We start from the raw sequence: 18,599 nt of genomic DNA on the forward strand, positions 1-18,599 counted from the left end.
ACCCATGAACACACTTGATCAATCTGAGCAGGAAAAGCCGCCAGGACCGCCGGCGCCGCCGCCTCCGCTGACGGGAGGAAAGCTGGTCCTCGCCACTTTCGCCGTCGCGCTGGCGACCTTCATGAACGTGCTGGATTCGTCCATCGCCAACGTCGCGATCCCGACCATCTCCGGCAACCTCGGCGTCTCGGTGGACGAGGGCACCTGGGTCATCACCCTGTTCGCCGCCGCCAACGCCATCTCGATCCCGCTGACCGGCTGGCTCACGCAACGCATCGGGCAGATACGCCTGTTCGTGATTGCGATCCTGCTCTTCACGTTTTCGTCGTGGCTGTGCGGCGTGGCGCCGACCTTGCCGATTCTGCTGGCTGCACGCATCTTGCAGGGCGCCGTGGCCGGTCCGCTGATTCCGCTGTCGCAGGCAATCTTGCTGAGTTCCTATCCCAAGGCCAAGAGTTCGCTGGCGCTGTCGCTGTGGGCCATGACCGCCACCGTCGGCCCGATCGCCGGTCCGGCGCTGGGCGGCTGGATGACCGATAGTTATTCGTGGTCGTGGATCTTCTACATCAATATCCCGGTCGGCATTTTTGCCTCCGCCGTGACCTGGGTCATCTACAAGGATCGCGACACGGCAACCAAGTCGATTCCCATCGACAAGGTCGGCCTGCTGTCGCTGATCGCCTGGGTGTCGGCGCTGCAAATCATGCTCGACAAGGGCAAGGACCTGGACTGGTTCCATTCGCCGGTGATCATCGGGCTGGGCGCCTTCGCGCTGGTCAGCTTCATCTTCTTCGTGATCTGGGAGCTGACCGAGAAGAACCCCATCATCGACCTGCGCCTGTTCCTGGGACGCAATTTCCTGGGTGGCACGGTGGCGATCTCGGTGGCGTACGGCGTATTCTTCGCCAATCTGGTGATCCTGCCGCAGTGGATGCAGCAATACCTCGGCTATCGCTCGGTCGATGCAGGTCTCGCCACCGCACCGCTTGGTGTCTTTGCAGTGCTGCTGGCGCCGGTGATGGGCAAGCTGGTGCCGAAGTCGGATACCCGCATCCTGGCGACCATGGCCTTCGTCGGCTTTGCCATCGTGTTCTTCATGCGCTCGCTCTACACCACGCAAGCCGATACCTGGACGCTGGTGCTGCCGACGCTGCTGCAGGGGATTCCGACCGCCTTGTTCTTCGTGCCGCTCACCGCAATCATCCTGTCCGGCCTGTCGCCCGACAAGATTCCCGCCGCCGCTGGGTTATCCAATTTCGTGCGGGTGTTCTTCGGCGCCGCCGGCACCGCGATTGCCAGCACTGCCTGGAGCGACCGCAACATCCTGCATCACTCGCGCCTGATGGAGCAGGCCAGCCCGCTCAACCCGGCCTTCAACGAGTCGATCGCGCTGCTGCGCAACAACTTCGGCATGACGTTGGAACAAGCCCAGGCGCGCTTTGAACAGACACTCAATTCGCAGGCCACGATGCTCGGCATCAATGACATCTTCTGGATTTCGGCGGTGATCTTCGTCGCCATCATCCCGTTGATCTGGATCACCAAACCGGCATCCGGCGGTTCTTCGGCAGCCGCGGCAGCGGCCGCGCACTAGACGTCTCAATCGATACCGGGCCGCCGTCAACGCGGTCCGGTTCCAGCGCAACACCACGCAGTCCTCAACAGTCCGGATTCAATGGAATGCCGGCAGGAGATGCACACCATGGAAAACATCGACCAACTCATCGCCGGCATCGTGCGCGACACCGGGCTGGACAGCGCCGAGGTCATCGCCGGCCGCAAGCAGTTCCTCGAATTCACGGACGCCGACGTCGAGCAGCTACGCAGCATCCATGCACTGCTGCGTGAGAATCGCAGCGAGTTCACAGAGGATTTCTATGCCCATCTGCTGCAATTCCCCGGCTTGCAGGACCTGCTCGTGGAAGAAGGGCGCGTGGACAGGCTGAAGCACACCATGGCCGGTTACTTCGACGGCATGACGGCGGGCGATTACGGTGGCGATTATGTGCGCGATCGCCTGCGGGTCGGCGCCGTGCACCAGACCATTGGCCTCGATACGCACTGGTACATCGGCGCCTATCGCAAGTATCTGTCGGGATTGCTGCCGGTGTTGTGGAAGCTGCTGGCGCAGGAGCCGGCACGCTTCTTCGCGGCAACCAACGCCTTGCTCAAGGTGGTGTTCTTCGACATGGGGCTGGCGCTCGACACCTATGCCGCGGCGGATCACCAATCCCTGCTGCGCTACCGCAACTACGCCGAACACATCGTCAGCTGCACGCCGAATGGTTTGCTGGTGATGGACGCGATGTTCCGCATCCGCTCGATCAATCCGGTGATGCGCCGCCTGCTGGGCATGGACGAGGCTGAGCCGGTGGAATACCGGGTGTTGCCGCATGTGTCCAGCGTGGAGCCACTGCGGCGCGCGGCGCAGGACACCCTGATCACAGGCACGCCGCACTTCGCGCTGGACTTGTCGGGCGAGGGCGGGATTGCGGGCGCCGCCAATTTCCAGTTCAGTCTCACGCGTACCGAGGTCGAGGGCGAATACCTGCTACTGCTGATTGCGCAGGATATTTCATCCATTCTCGACGCCAAGGCCGAGCTGGCCGAGAGCGAAGAGCGCTTCCGCCTGTCGTTCCGCCAGACCGCGGTCGGACTGGCGCATCTGGCGCCCAACGGCCATCTGCTTCGCACCAATGAGAAGCTGCAACAGATCCTCGGCTACGACGAATCCGAGCTGACCGGACTGACCTTGCAGACGATCACGCACCCCGATGACATCGAACAGGACCTTGCGATGATAGGGCGCGTGTTGTCCGGTGAGATCAAGGACTACACGCGTGAAAAACGCTACCAGCGCAAGGACGGCGAATACATCTGGAGCCGGGTGGCGGTGTCGGCCATGCTCGACAGCCGCGGCAACGTGCGCTTCATCGCGGCGATCGAAGACATTACGCAACGGCGTGCAGTGGATCAGGAGATGCGTCACCTGGCCAGCCACGACGCGTTGACCAACCTGCCCAATCGCAGCCTGCTTACGGACCGCCTGTCGCAGTCTATCCATCATGCGCGGCGCTCGGGCAAGTCGGTGGCGGTGCTGTTCATTGACCTTGATCGCTTCAAGAACATCAACGACAGCCTCGGTCACGACGTCGGCGACCTGGTGATCATCGAGGCGGCGCGCCGCCTGTCGATGTCGGTACGGGCCGGCGATACGGTGGCGCGCCTGGGCGGCGACGAGTTCGTGGTGATACTCAACGACGTCAGCCGGCGCGAAGACGTGGCGGCGATCAGCAGCAAGATTCTCGACACCATCGCCGAGCCGATGCTGCTGCGCGGCCACGAGCTGTACCTTAGCGGCAGCGTCGGCATCAGCCTGTACGCCGACGACGGCGACGACAGCGCGACGCTGCTCAAGAACGCCGACACCGCGATGTACCAGGCCAAGCAGGCCGGCAAAGGGCGCCACAAGTTCTACGTCGACGCCATGAGCAAGGGCGCGATGGACTACCTGCGGCTGGAGGGCGCATTGCGGCGCGCGCTGGAACGCCGCGAGTTCGTGCTGGACTACCAGCCGCAGGTCGACATCCCGACCGGGCGCATCGTCGGCTTCGAGGCGCTGATCAGGTGGAAGCCGCCGGGGCAGCCGGTCGTGTTCCCCGACAAGTTCATCTCCATCGCGGAAGAGACCGGCCTTATCGTCCCCATCGGCGAGTGGGTGCTCGACACTGCCTGCCGCCAGGTGGTCTCGTGGCAGCAAGCAGGGCTGGGCGGCGAGATCAAGATGTCGGTCAACCTGTCGGCGACCCAGTTCCGCCAGGACGACATTGTCGAGATGGTCCGACGTACGCTCGATCGCACCGGCTGCGCGGCAGACAACCTGGTGCTGGAGATTACCGAAAGCGTCGTCATGGAAACGCCGGAAGCCGCCGCTGAAGTCTTGCGCCAGCTCAGCGCGATGGGGGTGAAGCTGGCGATCGATGATTTCGGCACCGGTTATTCCAGCCTCAGCTATCTGAAGCGTTTTCCCATCCACACGCTCAAGATCGACCGCAGCTTCATCCGCGACATCGCCATCGACAACGACGACGCCGAGATCGTCAAGGCGGTCATCGCGCTGGCCCATGCCATGCAGCGCAATATCGTCGCCGAGGGCGTGGAGGAGCGGCGGCAACTGGACTTCCTGCGCCGCCAGGGTTGTGACCAGGCACAGGGTTACTACTTCGGGAAAGGCATGTCCGGGCATGCGGCGACCGATTTGCTGATACGGCAGACGCTGTACGACTCGGCGCGTTTGCATGCGGCGTGACGAGTTACGTTTGTCCGGCTCCAAATTAATTGATGCACGGCAATAGTCATTCTATTCCCCTGTTTGACCCGTGTTGTCATGGAGTAGTAATACTTGAATGCAACAATGCGGCCATCACAAAAGAGCCGCGCGTTCCACCCCAGAGGGCGTGCCGCTTGCCAGTCTCCAGGGAAAAGACAAATGACTATCCGTCTGCGCATTACCTTGCTCGTCATCCTTACGTTCATCGCCATTTCAGCCATCGGCGGCTACGCCGTGTTCCAGTCGCGCAGCAGCGCGGTCGAGGTCAAGTCCGTGACGGAAGGCGTGGTGCCGAGCGTGCTGGCATCGTCGGACCTGGTGGGCCAACTCAAGGATGTCCAACTGGCGGCCATGGTGATGGTGGCCGAGACCGATGCGCAACTGGTCATCCAGGAAAATGAGAAGCTCGCCGCCAAGAAGGCCACACTCGAAAAAGCGCTGGAGTTCCAGGCAGGGCAGGCCGCAAGCCAGGCGCAAAAGGGCCTGATCGAACAGGCCAAGGAAAGCCTGGACAACTATTTCGGCGCCATCGACAGCACCGCCAAGTTCAAGCTGGCCGGCAAGGATGCGCTGGCGCAGGCATCCTTCTTCGGCAACGTGGTGCAATACCAGGCTGAACTCGAAGGCGTGGTCGACACCTTGCGCATCGAGAAGAACCGCAGCAAGGACAGTGCGATCGCCGCCCTGAACCAGAACCTGGCGTCGACCACCACGACGATCTCCGGCGTCACCGCCGTGGCCGTGATCGCGCTGGCGCTGATCGGCTTCCTGCTGTATCGCCAGATCACCGGCCCGATCAGCCGCATGCAAACCATGATGACCGAAATCGCCGCCAGCCAGGATTTCACGCGCCGCCTGCCGGTCGATCGCATGGATGAAGTGGGACACTCCATCGTCGCCTTCAACGGCATGGTCGAAAAGATCGAGGAAGCCTCGGCGCTGGTCAAGCAAAAGACTGCCGACATGCAGGCCATGCTGCAGAACATCCCGCAAGGCATCCTGACCGTGGTCGACGGCAACAAGGTCCATCCGGAATATTCAGCTTTCCTCGAAACCGTGTTCGAGACCACCGACATCGCCGGCCGCGACTTGATGGACCTGGTATTCGCCGGCACCACGCTGGGCGCCGATACGCTGTCACAGATCGAAGCCATCGGCGGCGCCTGCATCGGCGAAGACATCATGAACTTCGAGTTCAACGAACACCTGATGGTCGGCGAAGTCGAGAAGAAGATGGCCGACGGCCGCATCAAGATCCTCGACCTGAGCTGGTCGCCGATCACCGACGACGCCGACACCGTGATCCGCCTGATGCTGTGCGTGCGCGACGTCACCGAACTGCGCAAGCTGGCGGCGGAAGCCAACGAACAGAAACACGAGCTGGAAATGATCGGCGAAATCCTCGCCGTGGCCGCGCCGAAGTTCGAAGACTTCATCGCTACGTCGCGCCGCTTCCTCGACGAGAACGAGCAGATCGTCCATCAGAATCCGGAAGCCACTGCCTTCGCCATCGCCAAGCTGTTCCGCAACATGCACACCATCAAGGGCAACGGCCGCACCTACGGCCTGCTGCACCTGAGCAACGTGGTGCACGACGTCGAGCAGCACTACGACGACCTGCGCCATCCCGACACCGGCGCTGTCTGGGAACAGGAGCGCCTGGTGCAGGATCTGGCCCGCGTGCGCGTCGCCATCGACCGCTACGCCCGCATCAACGAAGTCACGCTGGGTCGCCAGGCCGCGCCGGAACAGGCGGCAGCGGTGGAACGTCACATCCTGACCATCGACCGCAAACACATCCAGGAAAGCCTGCATCGCCTCGAAACCGTCAACACCGCCAACCTGCATGAACTGGTCGCAGTCCGCAACGCCGTGCGCAAGACGCTGCGCCTGCTCGGCACCGAGCCGGTGGCCGACATCCTGGCCAGCGTCACTGACTCGCTGCCGGCGCTGGCAAGCGAGCTCGGTAAAAACGCACCGGTCGTGGCGATCGAAGACAACGGCTATGTCATCCACGCCCATGCCTCGGCGCTGCTGCAGAATGTATTCATGCACCTGATCCGCAACGCCATGGATCACGGACTGGAAACGCCGGAAGAACGCCGGGCCAAGGGCAAGAATGAAACCGGCACGATCCGCCTGCAGCTCGGCGTGATGGACAACATGCTGCACATGGCGCTGTCCGACGACGGCCGCGGCCTGGCGCTGGCGCACATCCGCCGCACCGCGGTCGACAAGCAACTGATCGCCGCGGATGCGGTGCTGAGCGACGCCGAACTGGCGCGCCTGATCATGCGCGCCGGCTTCTCGACGCGCAGCGAAGTGACCGACGTGTCCGGCCGCGGCGTCGGCATGGACGCAGTACTGGATTTCGTGACGCAGGAGCACGGCCGTATCGAGATCGAGTTCCTGGATCACGCAGAAGGCGCCGATTTCCGCGCCTTCCAGATCAATGTCCTGCTGCCGGAAAGCATCGCCGTGGAAGTCGACGGCATCGATGTCGCTTATCCATTGCCGGATATTGATCAGGCAGCACCGGCCGGCATTCTTGTCGCCGGCAGTGATCCGCAGGTGGCCTGAACGGGCGGAGCAGGGCAAGACTATTGCCGTAACGGATTTATCGCAAGGAACGTTTCATGATGTTGAACCAGATTCTTTTTGTCTTGCTGGGGGCGCTGTTGTCAGGCTTGCCGCTGGCCCTGATGCTGAAACGCCAGAACACGCGCATGCGGCGCATGGTCGACGTCGACCAGGTCGACACGCTCAAACGCAACGTCCAGCTGACGCTGGACGAGCATCAGCAGAATATCGACGCGCACCGGCAAGAGCTGGAAGCGCAACGTCGCGACAATGACGTGCGCCTGTCGCAAACGCAGCGCGACACCGAGAAGGTGGTGGCGCAGCTGAGTTCGCAGAATTCGCAAAGCGTTGCTCGCGTGCTGGAGAATTGCGACGCCTCGCAGGAGACCATCTCGAATCTGCTCGGCCTGATGCGCACCTTCGAACGCTGGCACGACGACATGAACGTGCTGATCACGCACAACCGCGAGATGCACCGCAAGAACGACGAATTTGCGCTGATCGTCAACCAGGTCATCATTGTCGCGCTCAACGCGTCGATCGAAGCGGCGCGCGCCGGCACCCACGGCCGCGGTTTCGCGGTAGTGGCGTCGGAAGTGCGCGACCTGGCGCAGCGCGCTGAGAAACTGTCCAAGAGCTATCGCGCCAACCTGTATCAGAACGACCTGATCACCACTACCACGTTCCAGGATCTGCAGGCAGGCGGCAAGATGATCATCGGCGCCGTCATCGGCCTCGACCTGATCAACAAGAAAACCAAAGAAGCGCTGGCCGCCTGACATTGAGAAACAGACCATGCTGACCCAATCCGCTAAAGACGGCTTCGACACGCTGCTCACGCAATCGCTGAAATCCGGCATGGCGCCGTCCGGCACGCCGGTTGAGGTATCGGTCCTGGCCGACGACGCCGTGATTCCGGAAAAAAAGATGGTGGTGCTGACGGTGTCGTCCTATCTGTTCCGTCTGATGGCGATGTTCTATTTCACGCCCGACGCGGCCACCCGCGCCCATTTCGCGCGTCTCAACAATATCGACGCTGCCGAGATGAGCGAGCAGACCTTCATGGACGCCATCGCCGAAAGCGGCAACCTGTGCTGCGGCATCCTCAACCGCGATCTCGGCAATTTCTTCCCGCATATCGGCATGTCCACGCCCAACGTCATCGACAGCAACTGTGCCGCCTACCTGCAAACGCTCAACTGCCAGCATGTGCGCCACTTCGCGGTCGACATGGACGGCGCGCCGCGTTTCCACGTCACGCTGAGCGTTTCGGCCTATGCCGACATCGATTTTGCGGTGTCGGCCGACGAACTGGGCAGCGACACCGGCGAGCTAGAGCTGTTTTAACTCCATTCATCCAACGCAAAGAACCATAGAGAACCCATGGCACAAATCCTCGTAGTCGACGATTCCAGCACGGTCCGCGCCGAAGTAGGCGATTTCCTCAAGAAGAACGGCCTCGACGTGGCCCTGGCCGTGGACGGCCGCGACGGCCTGGTCAAGCTCAAGGGCGATCCGTCGATCAAGCTGGTGGTATCCGACGTCAACATGCCCAACATGGACGGCCTGACCATGGCGGAGAAGATCCGCAGCGAACTCGGCAACGCCGCTGTCAACATCATCATGCTGACCACGGAAAATTCGCCGATCATGAAAGAGCGCGGCAAGGCGGCCGGCATCAAGGGCTGGATCGTCAAGCCATTCAAGGGCGACGCCGTACTGGCCACGTTCAAGAAACTGGTCGGCGCCTGAGTCTGTTCAGGCGGCGGTGCGCAAGACGCTGGACGGCGACTCGCCGAAAAGCTTCTTGTAGTCGCAGGAAAACTGGCTGAAATTGCTGAATCCCCAGGCGGCTGCAACGTCGCCGATGCGCACCGCCTGCGATGCGCCGGCGGCGGCACCCTGCATCAGCTGGCGTCGCACGCCATTCAGGCGCAGCGAGCGCAGGTAGGTCATCGGGCTGATGCCCAGCACATCTTCAAAACAATATTGCAGCGTGCGGCGGCTCACGTGCAGCTGCTCGCACAGCATGGAAATCGTGATCGGCACATCCTGGTTGTCCATCGCGTAGTCGCGCGCATCGCCGACGATGCGCCGACGCCGCAGCAGGCTGGTGCAGGCTTCGCTCTCGACTTCGCCGGCGTCGAGCATCGCCAACAGCGTCGTGACAACCTGGTCTTGCTGCATTGCCTTCGCGCTGTGCGGGGTTGCCGGATCGAGCAAGGTCTGGATGTGCTGCGCGCAGGCATTGAGTGCGCCCTGGCCGACGTGCAGCAATTCCGCCGAGGCCAGCTTGGACCATTCGATCCGGCAGCCTAGGCGATCGGCCGCGGCGAGCAGGGTATTGCGCTGGATAACGATGCCGAGGATGGCATGATCGTCGGGTGTCATCAGTTCGAATTCGTGGTGGCCCGGCTGCGTCATGATCATGCCGGCGCCGACACTGCGGCCGTTGATGCGCATGCCGCCCGCCTGCGGCTCGATGCCGAACCAGAAAGCATCCGGCCAGACACAGCAGGATTGCAGCACGGCGCGGCTGCTGCGTTCCCGGAATATCTGCAAGCCGTCGGCTTGCCATTCATTCAATTCGCCGCAAAAACGACCGTGCGTGATCTGGTCGTAGCGTTGCTCCCAATTGGTCAGATTGTGGGCGTGCTCATCCACGTCGTGCGCGACAACGGTGCGCAGTACATCGCCGATGTGCACCGGCGGTGCACCCGGACGGGCCGACGAAGATGAGGGATGGAACATTGACAAGAGATTTATCCCGTTGAAGTGAGCGTGGCAATTTCCGGTGAGGTGACGACACCGCAACTTTGCCGATTTTCGATAACGCCGGCTTTTCCCCGTTGTTATATTCAATGCCGGGGCCAATGAAAACGTTTGCAAGCAAACGTTATGCCCGCAACGGCCGTTGCCCCGTTCCGATTGGTCTCCGATCAATCGCATTCGCCATTGCACAGGAGCATTCATATGGATTCAGCGACATCCAGCCAGCATGCGGGTCTCAAGCCGGTGTTGAGCACATTGCAGCTGTGGGGCATTGCCGTCGGGCTGGTGATTTCAGGCGAATATTTCGGCTGGAGTTACGGCTGGGCGTCGGCCGGTACGCTCGGCTTCACTGTCACCGCGCTGTTCATCGCAGCGATGTACACGACCTTCATCTTCAGCTTCACCGAACTGACCACGTCGATCCCGCATGCGGGCGGTCCGTTCGCCTACAGCAAGCGGGCATTCGGTCCGACCGGCGGTTACCTGGCCGGCGCGGCGACGCTGATCGAGTTCGTGTTCGCACCGCCGGCGATCGCGCTGGCCATCGGCGCCTATCTCAACGTGCAGTTTCCGACGGTCGATCCCAAGCTCGCGGCGCTGGGGGCCTACCTCGTCTTCATGACGCTCAATATCGTCGGCGTGCAGATCGCCGCGACCTTCGAACTGTGCGTGACGCTGCTGGCGATCTTCGAACTGCTGGTATTCATGGGCGTGGTGTCACCGGGCTTTTCGCTCGCCAATTTCACCAAGGGCGGCTGGTCCGGCAGCGACAGTTTCAGCCTGGCCTCGATTCCGGGCATGTTCGCGGCGATCCCGTTCGCGATATGGTTTTTCCTGGCGATCGAAGGCGTCGCCATGGCGGCGGAAGAGGCCAAGGATCCCCGACGCTCCATTCCGATCGCCTACATCACCGGCATCCTGACGCTGGTGGTGCTGGCCATCGGCGTGATGCTGTTCGCCGGCGGAGCAGGGGACTGGAGCAAGCTGTCGAACATCAACGATCCGCTGCCGCAGGCGATGAAACTGATCGTCGGCGCCAACAGCAACTGGCTGCACATGCTGGTGTGGCTGGGCCTGTTCGGCCTGGTGGCGTCGTTCCACGGCATCATCCTGGGCTATTCACGCCAGATTTTCGCCTTGTCGCGGGAAGCCTACCTGCCTGCCTATTTCGCCAAGGTGCATCCGCGCTTCAAGACGCCGCACCGCGCCATCCTGGCCGGCGGCGCAGTCGGCATCGCGGCGATCTACAGCGACGAACTGATCACCATCGGCGGTCAGACGCTCACAGCCAACATCGTCACGATGTCGGTATTCGGTGCAATCCTGATGTACATCCTGAGCATGCTCAGCCTGTTCAAACTGCGCCGCAGCGAAGCCGGCCTGATGCGGCCGTTCCGGGCGCCGCTGTATCCGTTCTTCCCGGCGTTCGCGCTGTTCGGCGCGCTGGTCTGCATGGCGACCATGATCTATTACAACCCGCTGATTTTCGTCATCTTCCTGGCGTTCCTGGCGCTCGGTTACGGCTATTTCCTGATGACCGGAAGCCAACGTGCGACGGCTGCCGTCAATTGAAGTCGGCAATCATTTTTGCAGCACGCTTCATCCTTCTTTGAGCCATAGATAGTCACTAACAAGAGAGTCCATCACATGAAAAATAATCAACAGGGAAACGCGCCGGTCACCGAGGCCATCGCGCGACGGGGATTTCTGGGACGCGCGTTGGCTTCTGCGGCCGGCGTCGCCATGGTCGGCGCACCTCTGGCCGCGCAAGCAAAAACCGTCAAGACGCCGGTCGGTCTTGATCGCGCCAAATGGGCGCCGCGCAATCGTGCCATGGTGGAGCAGATGATCGCAGCATATGGCAACACGTCGCGCGGCTACAAGAGCGGCAAGAAGCCCTACGCCGTGTTCGACTGGGACAACACCAGCATCATGAACGACTGCGAAGAAGCACTGCTGATGCACCAGATCAACACCTTGTCGTTCAAGCTCACGCCGGCCGAATTCAGCGCGATCATCCGCCAGAACGTGCCGCCGGGTCCGTTCACCGCAGATTTCAAGAATGCCGCCGGCAAAGTGGTCGATCTCGATTCGATCTGCGCCGACCTGGATGCCGACTACGCTTTCCTGCATGCGAATTACAAGGGGTTCGCCGGCGGCAAGTCTCTTGAAGAAATCAGCGCGACCAGCGAATTCCTCGACTTCCGCGCCAAGCTGTACTACCTGTATGAAGCCGTCAACGATACCCACGGCGTCAATGTCGGTTATCCGTGGGTGATTTATTTCTTCGCCAACATGACCGTGGCTGAAGTGTCGGCGCTGGCGGAGGCATCCAATGACGCAGCCCTCGGCGCAGCGCTCACCAAGGTCAAATACACCAGCCCCGCCGACCGTCCAGGCAAGGCCGGCGTGGTCAGCGTCGGCCATTTCCACGGCATCCGGCTCTGTACCGAGATCGGCGGCATGATGGATACGTTCCGCGATCACGGCATCGACATCTACGTGTGCACCGCCTCGCTCGAGGACGTGGTGGCGGTGTTCGCGACCAATCCGAAGTACGGTTACAACGTGGCCCGCGAAAACATCATCGGCCTGCGCCTCGAACGCGACGGCAGCACCTACAAGAACGCTTACCTGAAAAACTGGCCGCTGACCTGGGGCCCGGGCAAGACGGTGGCGATCAAAAGCGAACTGGTCGCGGCCAAAGGCTACGGGCCGATTTTCGTGGCGGGCGACAGCGATGGCGATTACGATATGCTCAGGGACTTCACCGACACGCGCTACGGACTGATCGTGAACCGCATGAAGAACGGCAAGATCGGCGAGTTGTCGAAACTGGCGGCAGCGCAGATCACCGCCGGCCAGCCGCGCTTCCTGTTGCAGGGCAGGCAAGAGTCCACCGGCAACTGGCTGCCCGTGGAAACCAGCATCAAGTACGGCAAGACGACGCCGCTGCTGACAGTTTGATCGTTTGACCGCCTGACCGCACCTGGCCGCATCTGGTCGGGATCATCTGAGGAAAAGGAAACGTGCAGTCCTATCAATTCCGCCATACCGTCGGCGCCATCACACATCAGTTCCGCGATCTCAAGGATCTGATGGCCAAGGCGACGCCGCTGCGTTCCGGCGACATGCTGGCGGGCGTCGGCGCCGCCAGCGCAGAGCAGCGCGCGGTGGCGCAGATGGCCTTGGCGGAACTGCCGCTGCGGATTTTCCTCACTGAAGCGCTCGCGCCGTATGAGACCGACGAGGTGACGCGCCTGATCATCGACGAGCACGATGCCGCCGCGTTCGCCGCGATCAGCCACCTGACAGTTGGCGATTTCCGCAACTGGCTGCTCGGAGACGACGTCGACAGCGCCGCGCTCAGTGCGGTGGCGCCAGGCATCACGCCGGAAATGGCGGCAGCGGTGAGCAAGATCATGCGCAATCAGGACCTGATCCTGGTGGCGAAGAAGTGCCGCGTCGTTACCGCCTTCCGCAACACCATCGGCCTGGCGGGACGCTTGTCGACGCGCCTGCAGCCCAATCATCCGACCGACGACGCCACCGGCATCGCGGCCAGCTTGCTTGACGGCCTGCTGTACGGCAGCGGCGACGCCGTGTTCGGCATCAATCCGGCCACCGACAATGTCCCGCAAGTGGTCAATCTGGTGACGATGATGGCCGAGATCATTGCGCGTTACGAGATCCCGACGCAGTCCTGCGTGCTGACCCACGTGACCAACACGATCGCCGCCATCGAACGCGGCGCCCCGGTCGACCTGGTGTTCCAGTCGATCGCCGGCACCGAGGCCGCCAACCGCAGCTTCGGCATCGACCTGGCCCTGCTGGCGGAAGCGCGCGGCGCGGCGCTGTCGCTGGGGCGCGGCACGGTCGGCGACAACGTCATGTATTTTGAAACCGGGCAGGGCAGCGCGCTGTCGGCCGGCGCCCACCACGGCATGGACCAGCATACCTGCGAAGCGCGCGCCTATGCGGTGGCGCGCAAGTTCAAGCCGCTGCTGGTCAACACCGTGGTCGGCTTTATCGGTCCCGAGTACCTCTACGACGGCAAGCAGATCATCCGCGCCGGACTGGAAGACCATTTCTGCGCCAAGCTGCTCGGCCTGCCGATGGGTTGCGACGTCTGCTACACCAACCACGCCGAAGCCGACCAGAACGACATGGACAACCTGCTGACATTGCTGGCGACGGCGGGCTGCAGCTTCGTCATGGGCATTCCGGGTTCCGATGACATCATGCTCAACTACCAGACCACCTCGTTCCACGACGCGCTGTACGTACGGCGCGTGCTCGGCCTGGCGCCGGCGCCCGAGTTCGAGACATGGCTGCAGCGCACGCAGATCTTCAGCAGCGAGCCGCAGTTCCGCCTCAACGACGGCTTGCCGCCCACTTTTCGCGACGCCTTGCGGCATCTGTCGTGAAGTCCGGGAGCCGCGGCGATGCCTGACAACAAATCCCCCGTCATCGACAATCCGTGGCAAGCGCTGCGGCAGTTTACGGCCGCCCGTATTGCCTTGGGACGCGCCGGCGTCAGCCTGCCGACCGCGCCGCAACTGGCCTTCCAGCTGGCGCATGCGCAGGCGCGCGACGCCGTGCATCTGGCCCTGGATACCGACACGCTGCGCGCGCAATTGCTGCAAGCGGACATCCCCGGCGCCGATGCCTGCCAGGTGCTCGACAGCGCGGCCGCCGACCGCCTGACCTATCTGCAGCGCCCGGATCTCGGCAGGCGCCTCAGCGACGCGTCGCGCGCGCTGCTGAGCCGTGCCGTGGGAATTCCGCAAGCGCAGGAAGACAGGATTTACGATCTTGCCTTCGTGATTGCCGATGGCTTGTCATCGCTGGCCATCGCCAGAAATGCCGTGCCGTTTCTGCAGGCAGTCCAGCAACGCATCGCACCGCGCAACTGGAGGCAGGCGCCGCCGACCATCGTGCGTCAGGGCCGTGTTGCCATCGGCGACGAAATCGGCAGCCTGGTGCGTACCCGGCTGGTGGTGGTCATGATAGGCGAACGACCGGGCCTCAGTTCACCGGACAGCATGGGCTTGTACCTGAGCTGGATGCCGCGCGTGGGCATGACCGACGCCGAGCGCAACTGCGTCTCCAACGTCAGGCCCGAAGGCATGCGCTATGACGAAGCCGCCGGCAAACTCGATTACCTGCTGGCGGAAGCGCACAGGCGCCAGTTGACCGGCGTCGGTCTCAAGGATGAGAGCGCGGGAGACGCGCAGACGCTGGCGGCGCCGGGGACGAACTTCCTGTTGGTGGACGATCCGAAATCCTGACATTTCAATCATTCTGCGCGGCAACGCAAATACATTTTTTCGTTATACTTGCGGCGACCGTCACACAATAATCAATATCGGCAGCCATTCAGCGGGAGAGAAAATGTTAAGAGTAGCCAGTCAGGACGACCTGTCCTCGTTCGTCAAAGCCAAAGCACTGTCGCCAACCATCACCAATGCGCCATTCAGCGGCGTCTTGCTGAGCGCGCAGGCAAAGGCCGCGGAAACCCAGGCTGTGGCGCCAAGTCCGGACGCTGCCGCCGTTGCGGCTCTCAGCGCTGCGCTGTCCCAGTTCGGCATCTCGGTGCCGCCGGCCCTGCGCATCACTACCGGTGCCAACGGCCTCGAGCTGTCCGGCGACAACCGCAACGCCAAGTTCCAGGCCATGCTGCAGGCCAATCCGGCGCTGGAGACCACGCTCAACGGCATGATCGGCCAGCAGGACATGGCGCGTAAAAACGCGCTGAAGGACGTGGTTCGCGACTTCCTCGGAAAATCCCCCAGCCCCGGCATTGAAGCCTTCGCAGCAGATTTCCTGGACGAGGAGGCCAACGACACCTACAGCCTCAGTTTCAATGGCGCCAGCATCGGCGTTGACGAAATGGGCGCCAAGGGATGGCAACCGGTCAAGGATACCAAGGACTTCCGCGCGGACTTGCTGGCGGCCTATACCAAGTACCAGGTCACCCATGCCGTGACAGTCGAGAAACGCAAAGATGAGGACGACAATGAGCAGAACCTCAGCATCAAGTCCAAACTGGCGGAAGCGCTGAAGAAGGATGATGTCGCAGTGAGCTGAGATGGAATGCTCGTCGCGTTGCGAAAAAAAGCCCCGGTTCCGGGGCTTTTTCTTTTAGTCGATTGTCATCCTGCAAATTCCAGCAAGGTCCGGAACGCAGGCAAGGCCACCTCGAGCTTGTCGGCGTCCTCCCGAACCGGCAATCCAAGCGCACGCGCCCGGGCGGAAATGAGACCGCGATCGCCGCCGCGGAAGCGGATCGCCGCAAAGAACGCCTCCCGCTGCGGCGCATGCGCGGCGAGCTCGCCGAAGCGCACAGCCAAGCTGTTGGCATCGGCGAACTCCAATGCAAAGTCCGGACCCCAGCCGCCAAGGCGTTGGTAGCTTGCTGCTGCCTGCACAGGATCTTCATCGATCACCAACATGCCGGCAATGCCTTGCACGCCATTGGCATGCGCCATCCATTCCGGCCGCCAGACCAGCTCCGGCGTCAGGTGCCTGCATGCATACACACGTCCGGCGGCAAATTGACCGGGGCGCAGGCGAACGGTGGAAAAGCGCGCGTCGACCGATTTTTCCGCCACCTCAACCGGCCGCGAAAAATGCTGGACCGGCTGCGCATCGAGTCCCAGGCCAAGCCAGCGGGCGTGACAAGCGTCGATGTCGTCGACGGCGTAGACCAGGCCATCGATGCCGACCGGACTGTCGAGGATTTCCTGGCGGACCTTGTCGCTGTCGCGCGGCTGGCCGATCAGTTCCAGATAGCCGCCGGGCAGCACCACGAGATGATTGACCGAGCCCAGCGTGTGGTAACCACGCGGCGTGACAATGAAGCCCAGGCCTTCCAGCAGCCCCTGTGCGGCATCGATATCGTAATGGGTGTTGATGACCAGATGATCAAGGGCGGCTTGGGGTTGGTCAAAAGAAGGGGGTGTTGGAATGGAGGAACGATTCACGATGGATTGATTGGTGAAGGAGGGAAAAGCGCCTCGCCTGAGTGAGCAGCGTGGCGAAACCGGCATTGTACGGAAAACCGTAAAACCAGGTGTTCCAAACGGCAGTTGGGGCGCGGTAAAGCTTCGGATCCGACCTGTGCGAATCAACGGTTTGGCGTATATGTCAGACATCGTGAAATACCGCCGGGGCAGGTTTTCATGAATTGGGAGGGGGCTCGACTTGTCTATTTCCCCGCTTCTGCGATCGTCTTCATGCGGTCTGTATTGGAGAACGGATCGACGGTCGAAATCGCCGTTGTCGGCAATGAAGGCCTTGTCGACATTTCTTTGTTCATCGATGGCGAATCCATCCGCAGCCGCTCCGTGGCGCAGATGCATCACGGTGAAGTTGACGTCTTCAGCGCAGGGGCAGGTGACGGCAGCAGCCTTGCCGTCACGTTGCCGGCACCCGTGCAGTCGATTTGACCGGCTTTCTTCGCTTTGCGTGTCAATGCCACCGAACCGCATCATTGCACCAGGTATTGATGTTACAGTTTGCTTTCCCGCCAACCCGCCTGCGTGTCATCCCATGACGCAAGCCGGAGCGTACCCACGTCGACCGCAGCATGGCCGGCGAACACACCGATCGGCATATGGATATCGCAGGAAAAGAACAAGAAGAGGGCGGTTCCTGGCTGAAAAAACTGGGGCCCGGGCTGATTACCGGCGCTGCAGATGACGATCCCAGCGGCATAGCGACTTATTCGCAGGCCGGAGCGCAATTCGGTTTCAGCATGTTGTGGACCGTGTTGTTCACCTATCCGCTGATGGTCGGCATCCAGATCGTCAGCGCCCGTATCGGTCGCGTGACCGGCCACGGCCTCGCCACCAACATCCGCCTGCATTACCCCCGATGGCTTTTGTACGCCGTCATCGCTCTGCTATTGCTGGCCAATACGATAAACATCGCCGCCGACGTCTCTGCCATGGGCGACGCCATGCACCTGATCGCGGGCGGTCCCAGTCAGCTGTATGCCGTGGGGTTCGGCCTGTTGTCTCTGCTGCTGCAGGTGTTCCTGGCCTACAAGCGTTATGTCCGCATCCTCAAATGGCTGACACTGGGCCTGCTTTCGTATGTGGCGACGGTGCTGGTGGTCCATGTACCGTGGACGGAAGTGGCGCTGCGTACTTTCGCGCCGCATTTGTCGTGGAAGACGGAATACATCACCACGGTGGTTGCCGTTTTCGGCACCACCATCAGTCCGTATCTGTTTTTCTGGCAGGCTTCGCAGGAAGTGGAAGAGCAACTGGCGACACCGGGCGCCGCACCACTGATCCAGGCGCCGCACCAGGCAAAAGCCAACCTGCGACGCATCAAGCTCGATACCTTTATCGGCATGGGATTCTCGAACATGGTGGCCTTCTTCATCATCCTGACGGCCGCCGTCACGCTCAACCTGCACGGGGTGGGTAACATCCAGACCTCGGCGCAGGCGGCCACGGCCTTGCGGCCGATTGCCGGCGAGTTTGCCTTCTTCCTGTTCAGCGCCGGCATCATCGGCACGGGCCTGCTGGCCATTCCTGTGCTGGCGGGGGCATCCGCGTATGCGATGGCCGGCACCTTCGAATGGAAGAACAGCCTCGAGAGCAAGCTGAACGCAGCGAAGGCTTTTTATGGCGTCATCATCGTTTCAACGGTGGTGGGCACCGGCCTTGGGTTCAGCGCGATCGACCCGATCAAGGCCTTGTACTGGAGTGCGGTCATCAACGGCGTGATTTCGGTTCCGATCATGACGGTGATGATGCTGATGGCCTCGCGCACGGACATCATGGGAACATTCGTGATCAGGCGCAAGCTGCAAGTCCTGGGCTGGCTGGCGGCGCTGATGATGGCAATTGCCGTGGTTGCCATGCTGGCGACGCTCTAGAGGGCATGCAGCGACGTGCGTGGC

Annotated in this window: 14 protein-coding genes; 12 read left to right on the forward strand and 2 right to left on the reverse strand. The window is 61.9% G+C overall.

The features are described from left to right. The first annotated feature begins 4 nt into the window (after nt 1-4). From ACIROW_RS01930 to ACIROW_RS01955, 6 genes are all read left to right on the forward strand, one after another. Nucleotides 5-1,594 (forward strand): DHA2 family efflux MFS transporter permease subunit, encoded by a 1,590-nt coding sequence (locus tag ACIROW_RS01930; RefSeq protein ID WP_402271293.1) that lies wholly within the window; start codon nt 5-7, stop codon nt 1,592-1,594. 108 nt (nt 1,595-1,702) lie between these two features. Then, the gene (locus tag ACIROW_RS01935) at nt 1,703-4,309 is read left to right on the forward strand and encodes an EAL domain-containing protein (RefSeq protein ID WP_402271296.1); all 2,607 of its coding nucleotides are present in this window, start codon (nt 1,703-1,705) and stop codon (nt 4,307-4,309) included. Between the two features lie 180 nt (nt 4,310-4,489). After that, nucleotides 4,490-6,910, forward strand: coding sequence for an ATP-binding protein (locus ACIROW_RS01940; RefSeq protein ID WP_402271298.1), 2,421 nt, complete (start codon nt 4,490-4,492; stop codon nt 6,908-6,910). Nucleotides 6,911-6,969: 59 nt separating this feature from the next. Then, on the forward strand, nt 6,970-7,689 hold the full coding sequence (locus ACIROW_RS01945) for a methyl-accepting chemotaxis protein (RefSeq protein ID WP_402272438.1): 720 nt from the start codon (nt 6,970-6,972) through the stop codon (nt 7,687-7,689). A 16-nt stretch (nt 7,690-7,705) separates the two neighbouring features. After that, complete coding sequence (locus tag ACIROW_RS01950; protein WP_402271301.1) at nt 7,706-8,257, forward strand: hypothetical protein; 552 nt, start codon at nt 7,706-7,708, stop codon at nt 8,255-8,257. A 36-nt stretch (nt 8,258-8,293) separates the two neighbouring features. Then, nucleotides 8,294-8,662 (forward strand): response regulator, encoded by a 369-nt coding sequence (locus ACIROW_RS01955; RefSeq protein ID WP_402271303.1) that lies wholly within the window; start codon nt 8,294-8,296, stop codon nt 8,660-8,662. Nucleotides 8,663-8,668: 6 nt separating this feature from the next. Here the strand turns inward: ACIROW_RS01955 and ACIROW_RS01960 are convergent, their stop codons facing one another. Then, complete coding sequence (locus ACIROW_RS01960; RefSeq protein ID WP_402271305.1) at nt 8,669-9,661, reverse strand: helix-turn-helix domain-containing protein; 993 nt, start codon at nt 9,659-9,661, stop codon at nt 8,669-8,671. Between the two features lie 222 nt (nt 9,662-9,883). Here ACIROW_RS01960 and eat point away from each other — a divergent pair, with 222 nt between their 5' ends. From eat to ACIROW_RS01985, 5 genes are all read left to right on the forward strand, one after another. Then, a complete protein-coding gene (eat, locus tag ACIROW_RS01965; RefSeq protein ID WP_402271307.1) occupies nt 9,884-11,254 on the forward strand; it encodes an ethanolamine permease in 1,371 nt (456 codons plus the stop codon). A gap of 75 nt (nt 11,255-11,329) precedes the next feature. Next, a complete protein-coding gene (locus ACIROW_RS01970; protein WP_402271309.1) occupies nt 11,330-12,649 on the forward strand; it encodes an HAD family hydrolase in 1,320 nt (439 codons plus the stop codon). Nucleotides 12,650-12,711: 62 nt separating this feature from the next. After that, entirely contained in the window at nt 12,712-14,109 is a 1,398-nt protein-coding gene (locus tag ACIROW_RS01975; RefSeq protein ID WP_402271311.1) for an ethanolamine ammonia-lyase subunit EutB, read from the forward strand. Between the two features lie 18 nt (nt 14,110-14,127). Continuing rightward, nucleotides 14,128-14,973 carry an ethanolamine ammonia-lyase subunit EutC gene (eutC, locus tag ACIROW_RS01980; RefSeq protein WP_402271313.1) on the forward strand — a complete coding sequence of 282 codons (846 nt, stop codon included), beginning with the start codon at nt 14,128-14,130 and terminating at the stop codon, nt 14,971-14,973. Nucleotides 14,974-15,076: 103 nt separating this feature from the next. Further along, on the forward strand, nt 15,077-15,772 hold the full coding sequence (locus tag ACIROW_RS01985; protein ID WP_402271315.1) for a hypothetical protein: 696 nt from the start codon (nt 15,077-15,079) through the stop codon (nt 15,770-15,772). A 65-nt stretch (nt 15,773-15,837) separates the two neighbouring features. Here ACIROW_RS01985 and ACIROW_RS01990 read toward each other — a convergent pair whose 3' ends face one another. Next, nucleotides 15,838-17,217 carry a VOC family protein gene (locus ACIROW_RS01990; RefSeq protein ID WP_402271318.1) on the reverse strand — a complete coding sequence of 460 codons (1,380 nt, stop codon included), beginning with the start codon at nt 17,215-17,217 and terminating at the stop codon, nt 15,838-15,840. A gap of 83 nt (nt 17,218-17,300) precedes the next feature. Between ACIROW_RS01990 and ACIROW_RS01995 the strand changes: the two genes are divergently transcribed. Continuing rightward, complete coding sequence (locus tag ACIROW_RS01995; protein WP_402271320.1) at nt 17,301-18,575, forward strand: NRAMP family divalent metal transporter; 1,275 nt, start codon at nt 17,301-17,303, stop codon at nt 18,573-18,575. Nucleotides 18,576-18,599 lie beyond the last annotated feature (24 nt).

Source organism: Herbaspirillum sp. NPDC101397 (genome assembly GCF_044767325.1).
Classification (GTDB): Bacteria; Pseudomonadota; Gammaproteobacteria; order Burkholderiales; family Burkholderiaceae_D; genus Herbaspirillum.

Bases quoted from the DNA above. Each gene is read 5' to 3' on its own strand.
- ACIROW_RS01930 (WP_402271293.1), top strand. From the start codon at position 5: ATGAACACACTTGATCAATCTGAGCAGGAAAAGCCGCCAGGACCGCCG.
- ACIROW_RS01935 (WP_402271296.1), top strand. From the start codon at position 1,703: ATGGAAAACATCGACCAACTCATCGCCGGCATCGTGCGCGACACCGGG.
- ACIROW_RS01940 (WP_402271298.1), top strand. From the start codon at position 4,490: ATGACTATCCGTCTGCGCATTACCTTGCTCGTCATCCTTACGTTCATC.
- ACIROW_RS01945 (WP_402272438.1), top strand. From the start codon at position 6,970: ATGTTGAACCAGATTCTTTTTGTCTTGCTGGGGGCGCTGTTGTCAGGC.
- ACIROW_RS01950 (WP_402271301.1), top strand. From the start codon at position 7,706: ATGCTGACCCAATCCGCTAAAGACGGCTTCGACACGCTGCTCACGCAA.
- ACIROW_RS01955 (WP_402271303.1), top strand. From the start codon at position 8,294: ATGGCACAAATCCTCGTAGTCGACGATTCCAGCACGGTCCGCGCCGAA.
- ACIROW_RS01960 (WP_402271305.1), bottom strand. From the start codon at position 9,661: ATGTTCCATCCCTCATCTTCGTCGGCCCGTCCGGGTGCACCGCCGGTG.
- eat (WP_402271307.1), top strand. From the start codon at position 9,884: ATGGATTCAGCGACATCCAGCCAGCATGCGGGTCTCAAGCCGGTGTTG.
- ACIROW_RS01970 (WP_402271309.1), top strand. From the start codon at position 11,330: ATGAAAAATAATCAACAGGGAAACGCGCCGGTCACCGAGGCCATCGCG.
- eutC (WP_402271313.1), top strand. From the start codon at position 14,128: ATGCCTGACAACAAATCCCCCGTCATCGACAATCCGTGGCAAGCGCTG.
- ACIROW_RS01985 (WP_402271315.1), top strand. From the start codon at position 15,077: ATGTTAAGAGTAGCCAGTCAGGACGACCTGTCCTCGTTCGTCAAAGCC.
- ACIROW_RS01995 (WP_402271320.1), top strand. From the start codon at position 17,301: ATGGATATCGCAGGAAAAGAACAAGAAGAGGGCGGTTCCTGGCTGAAA.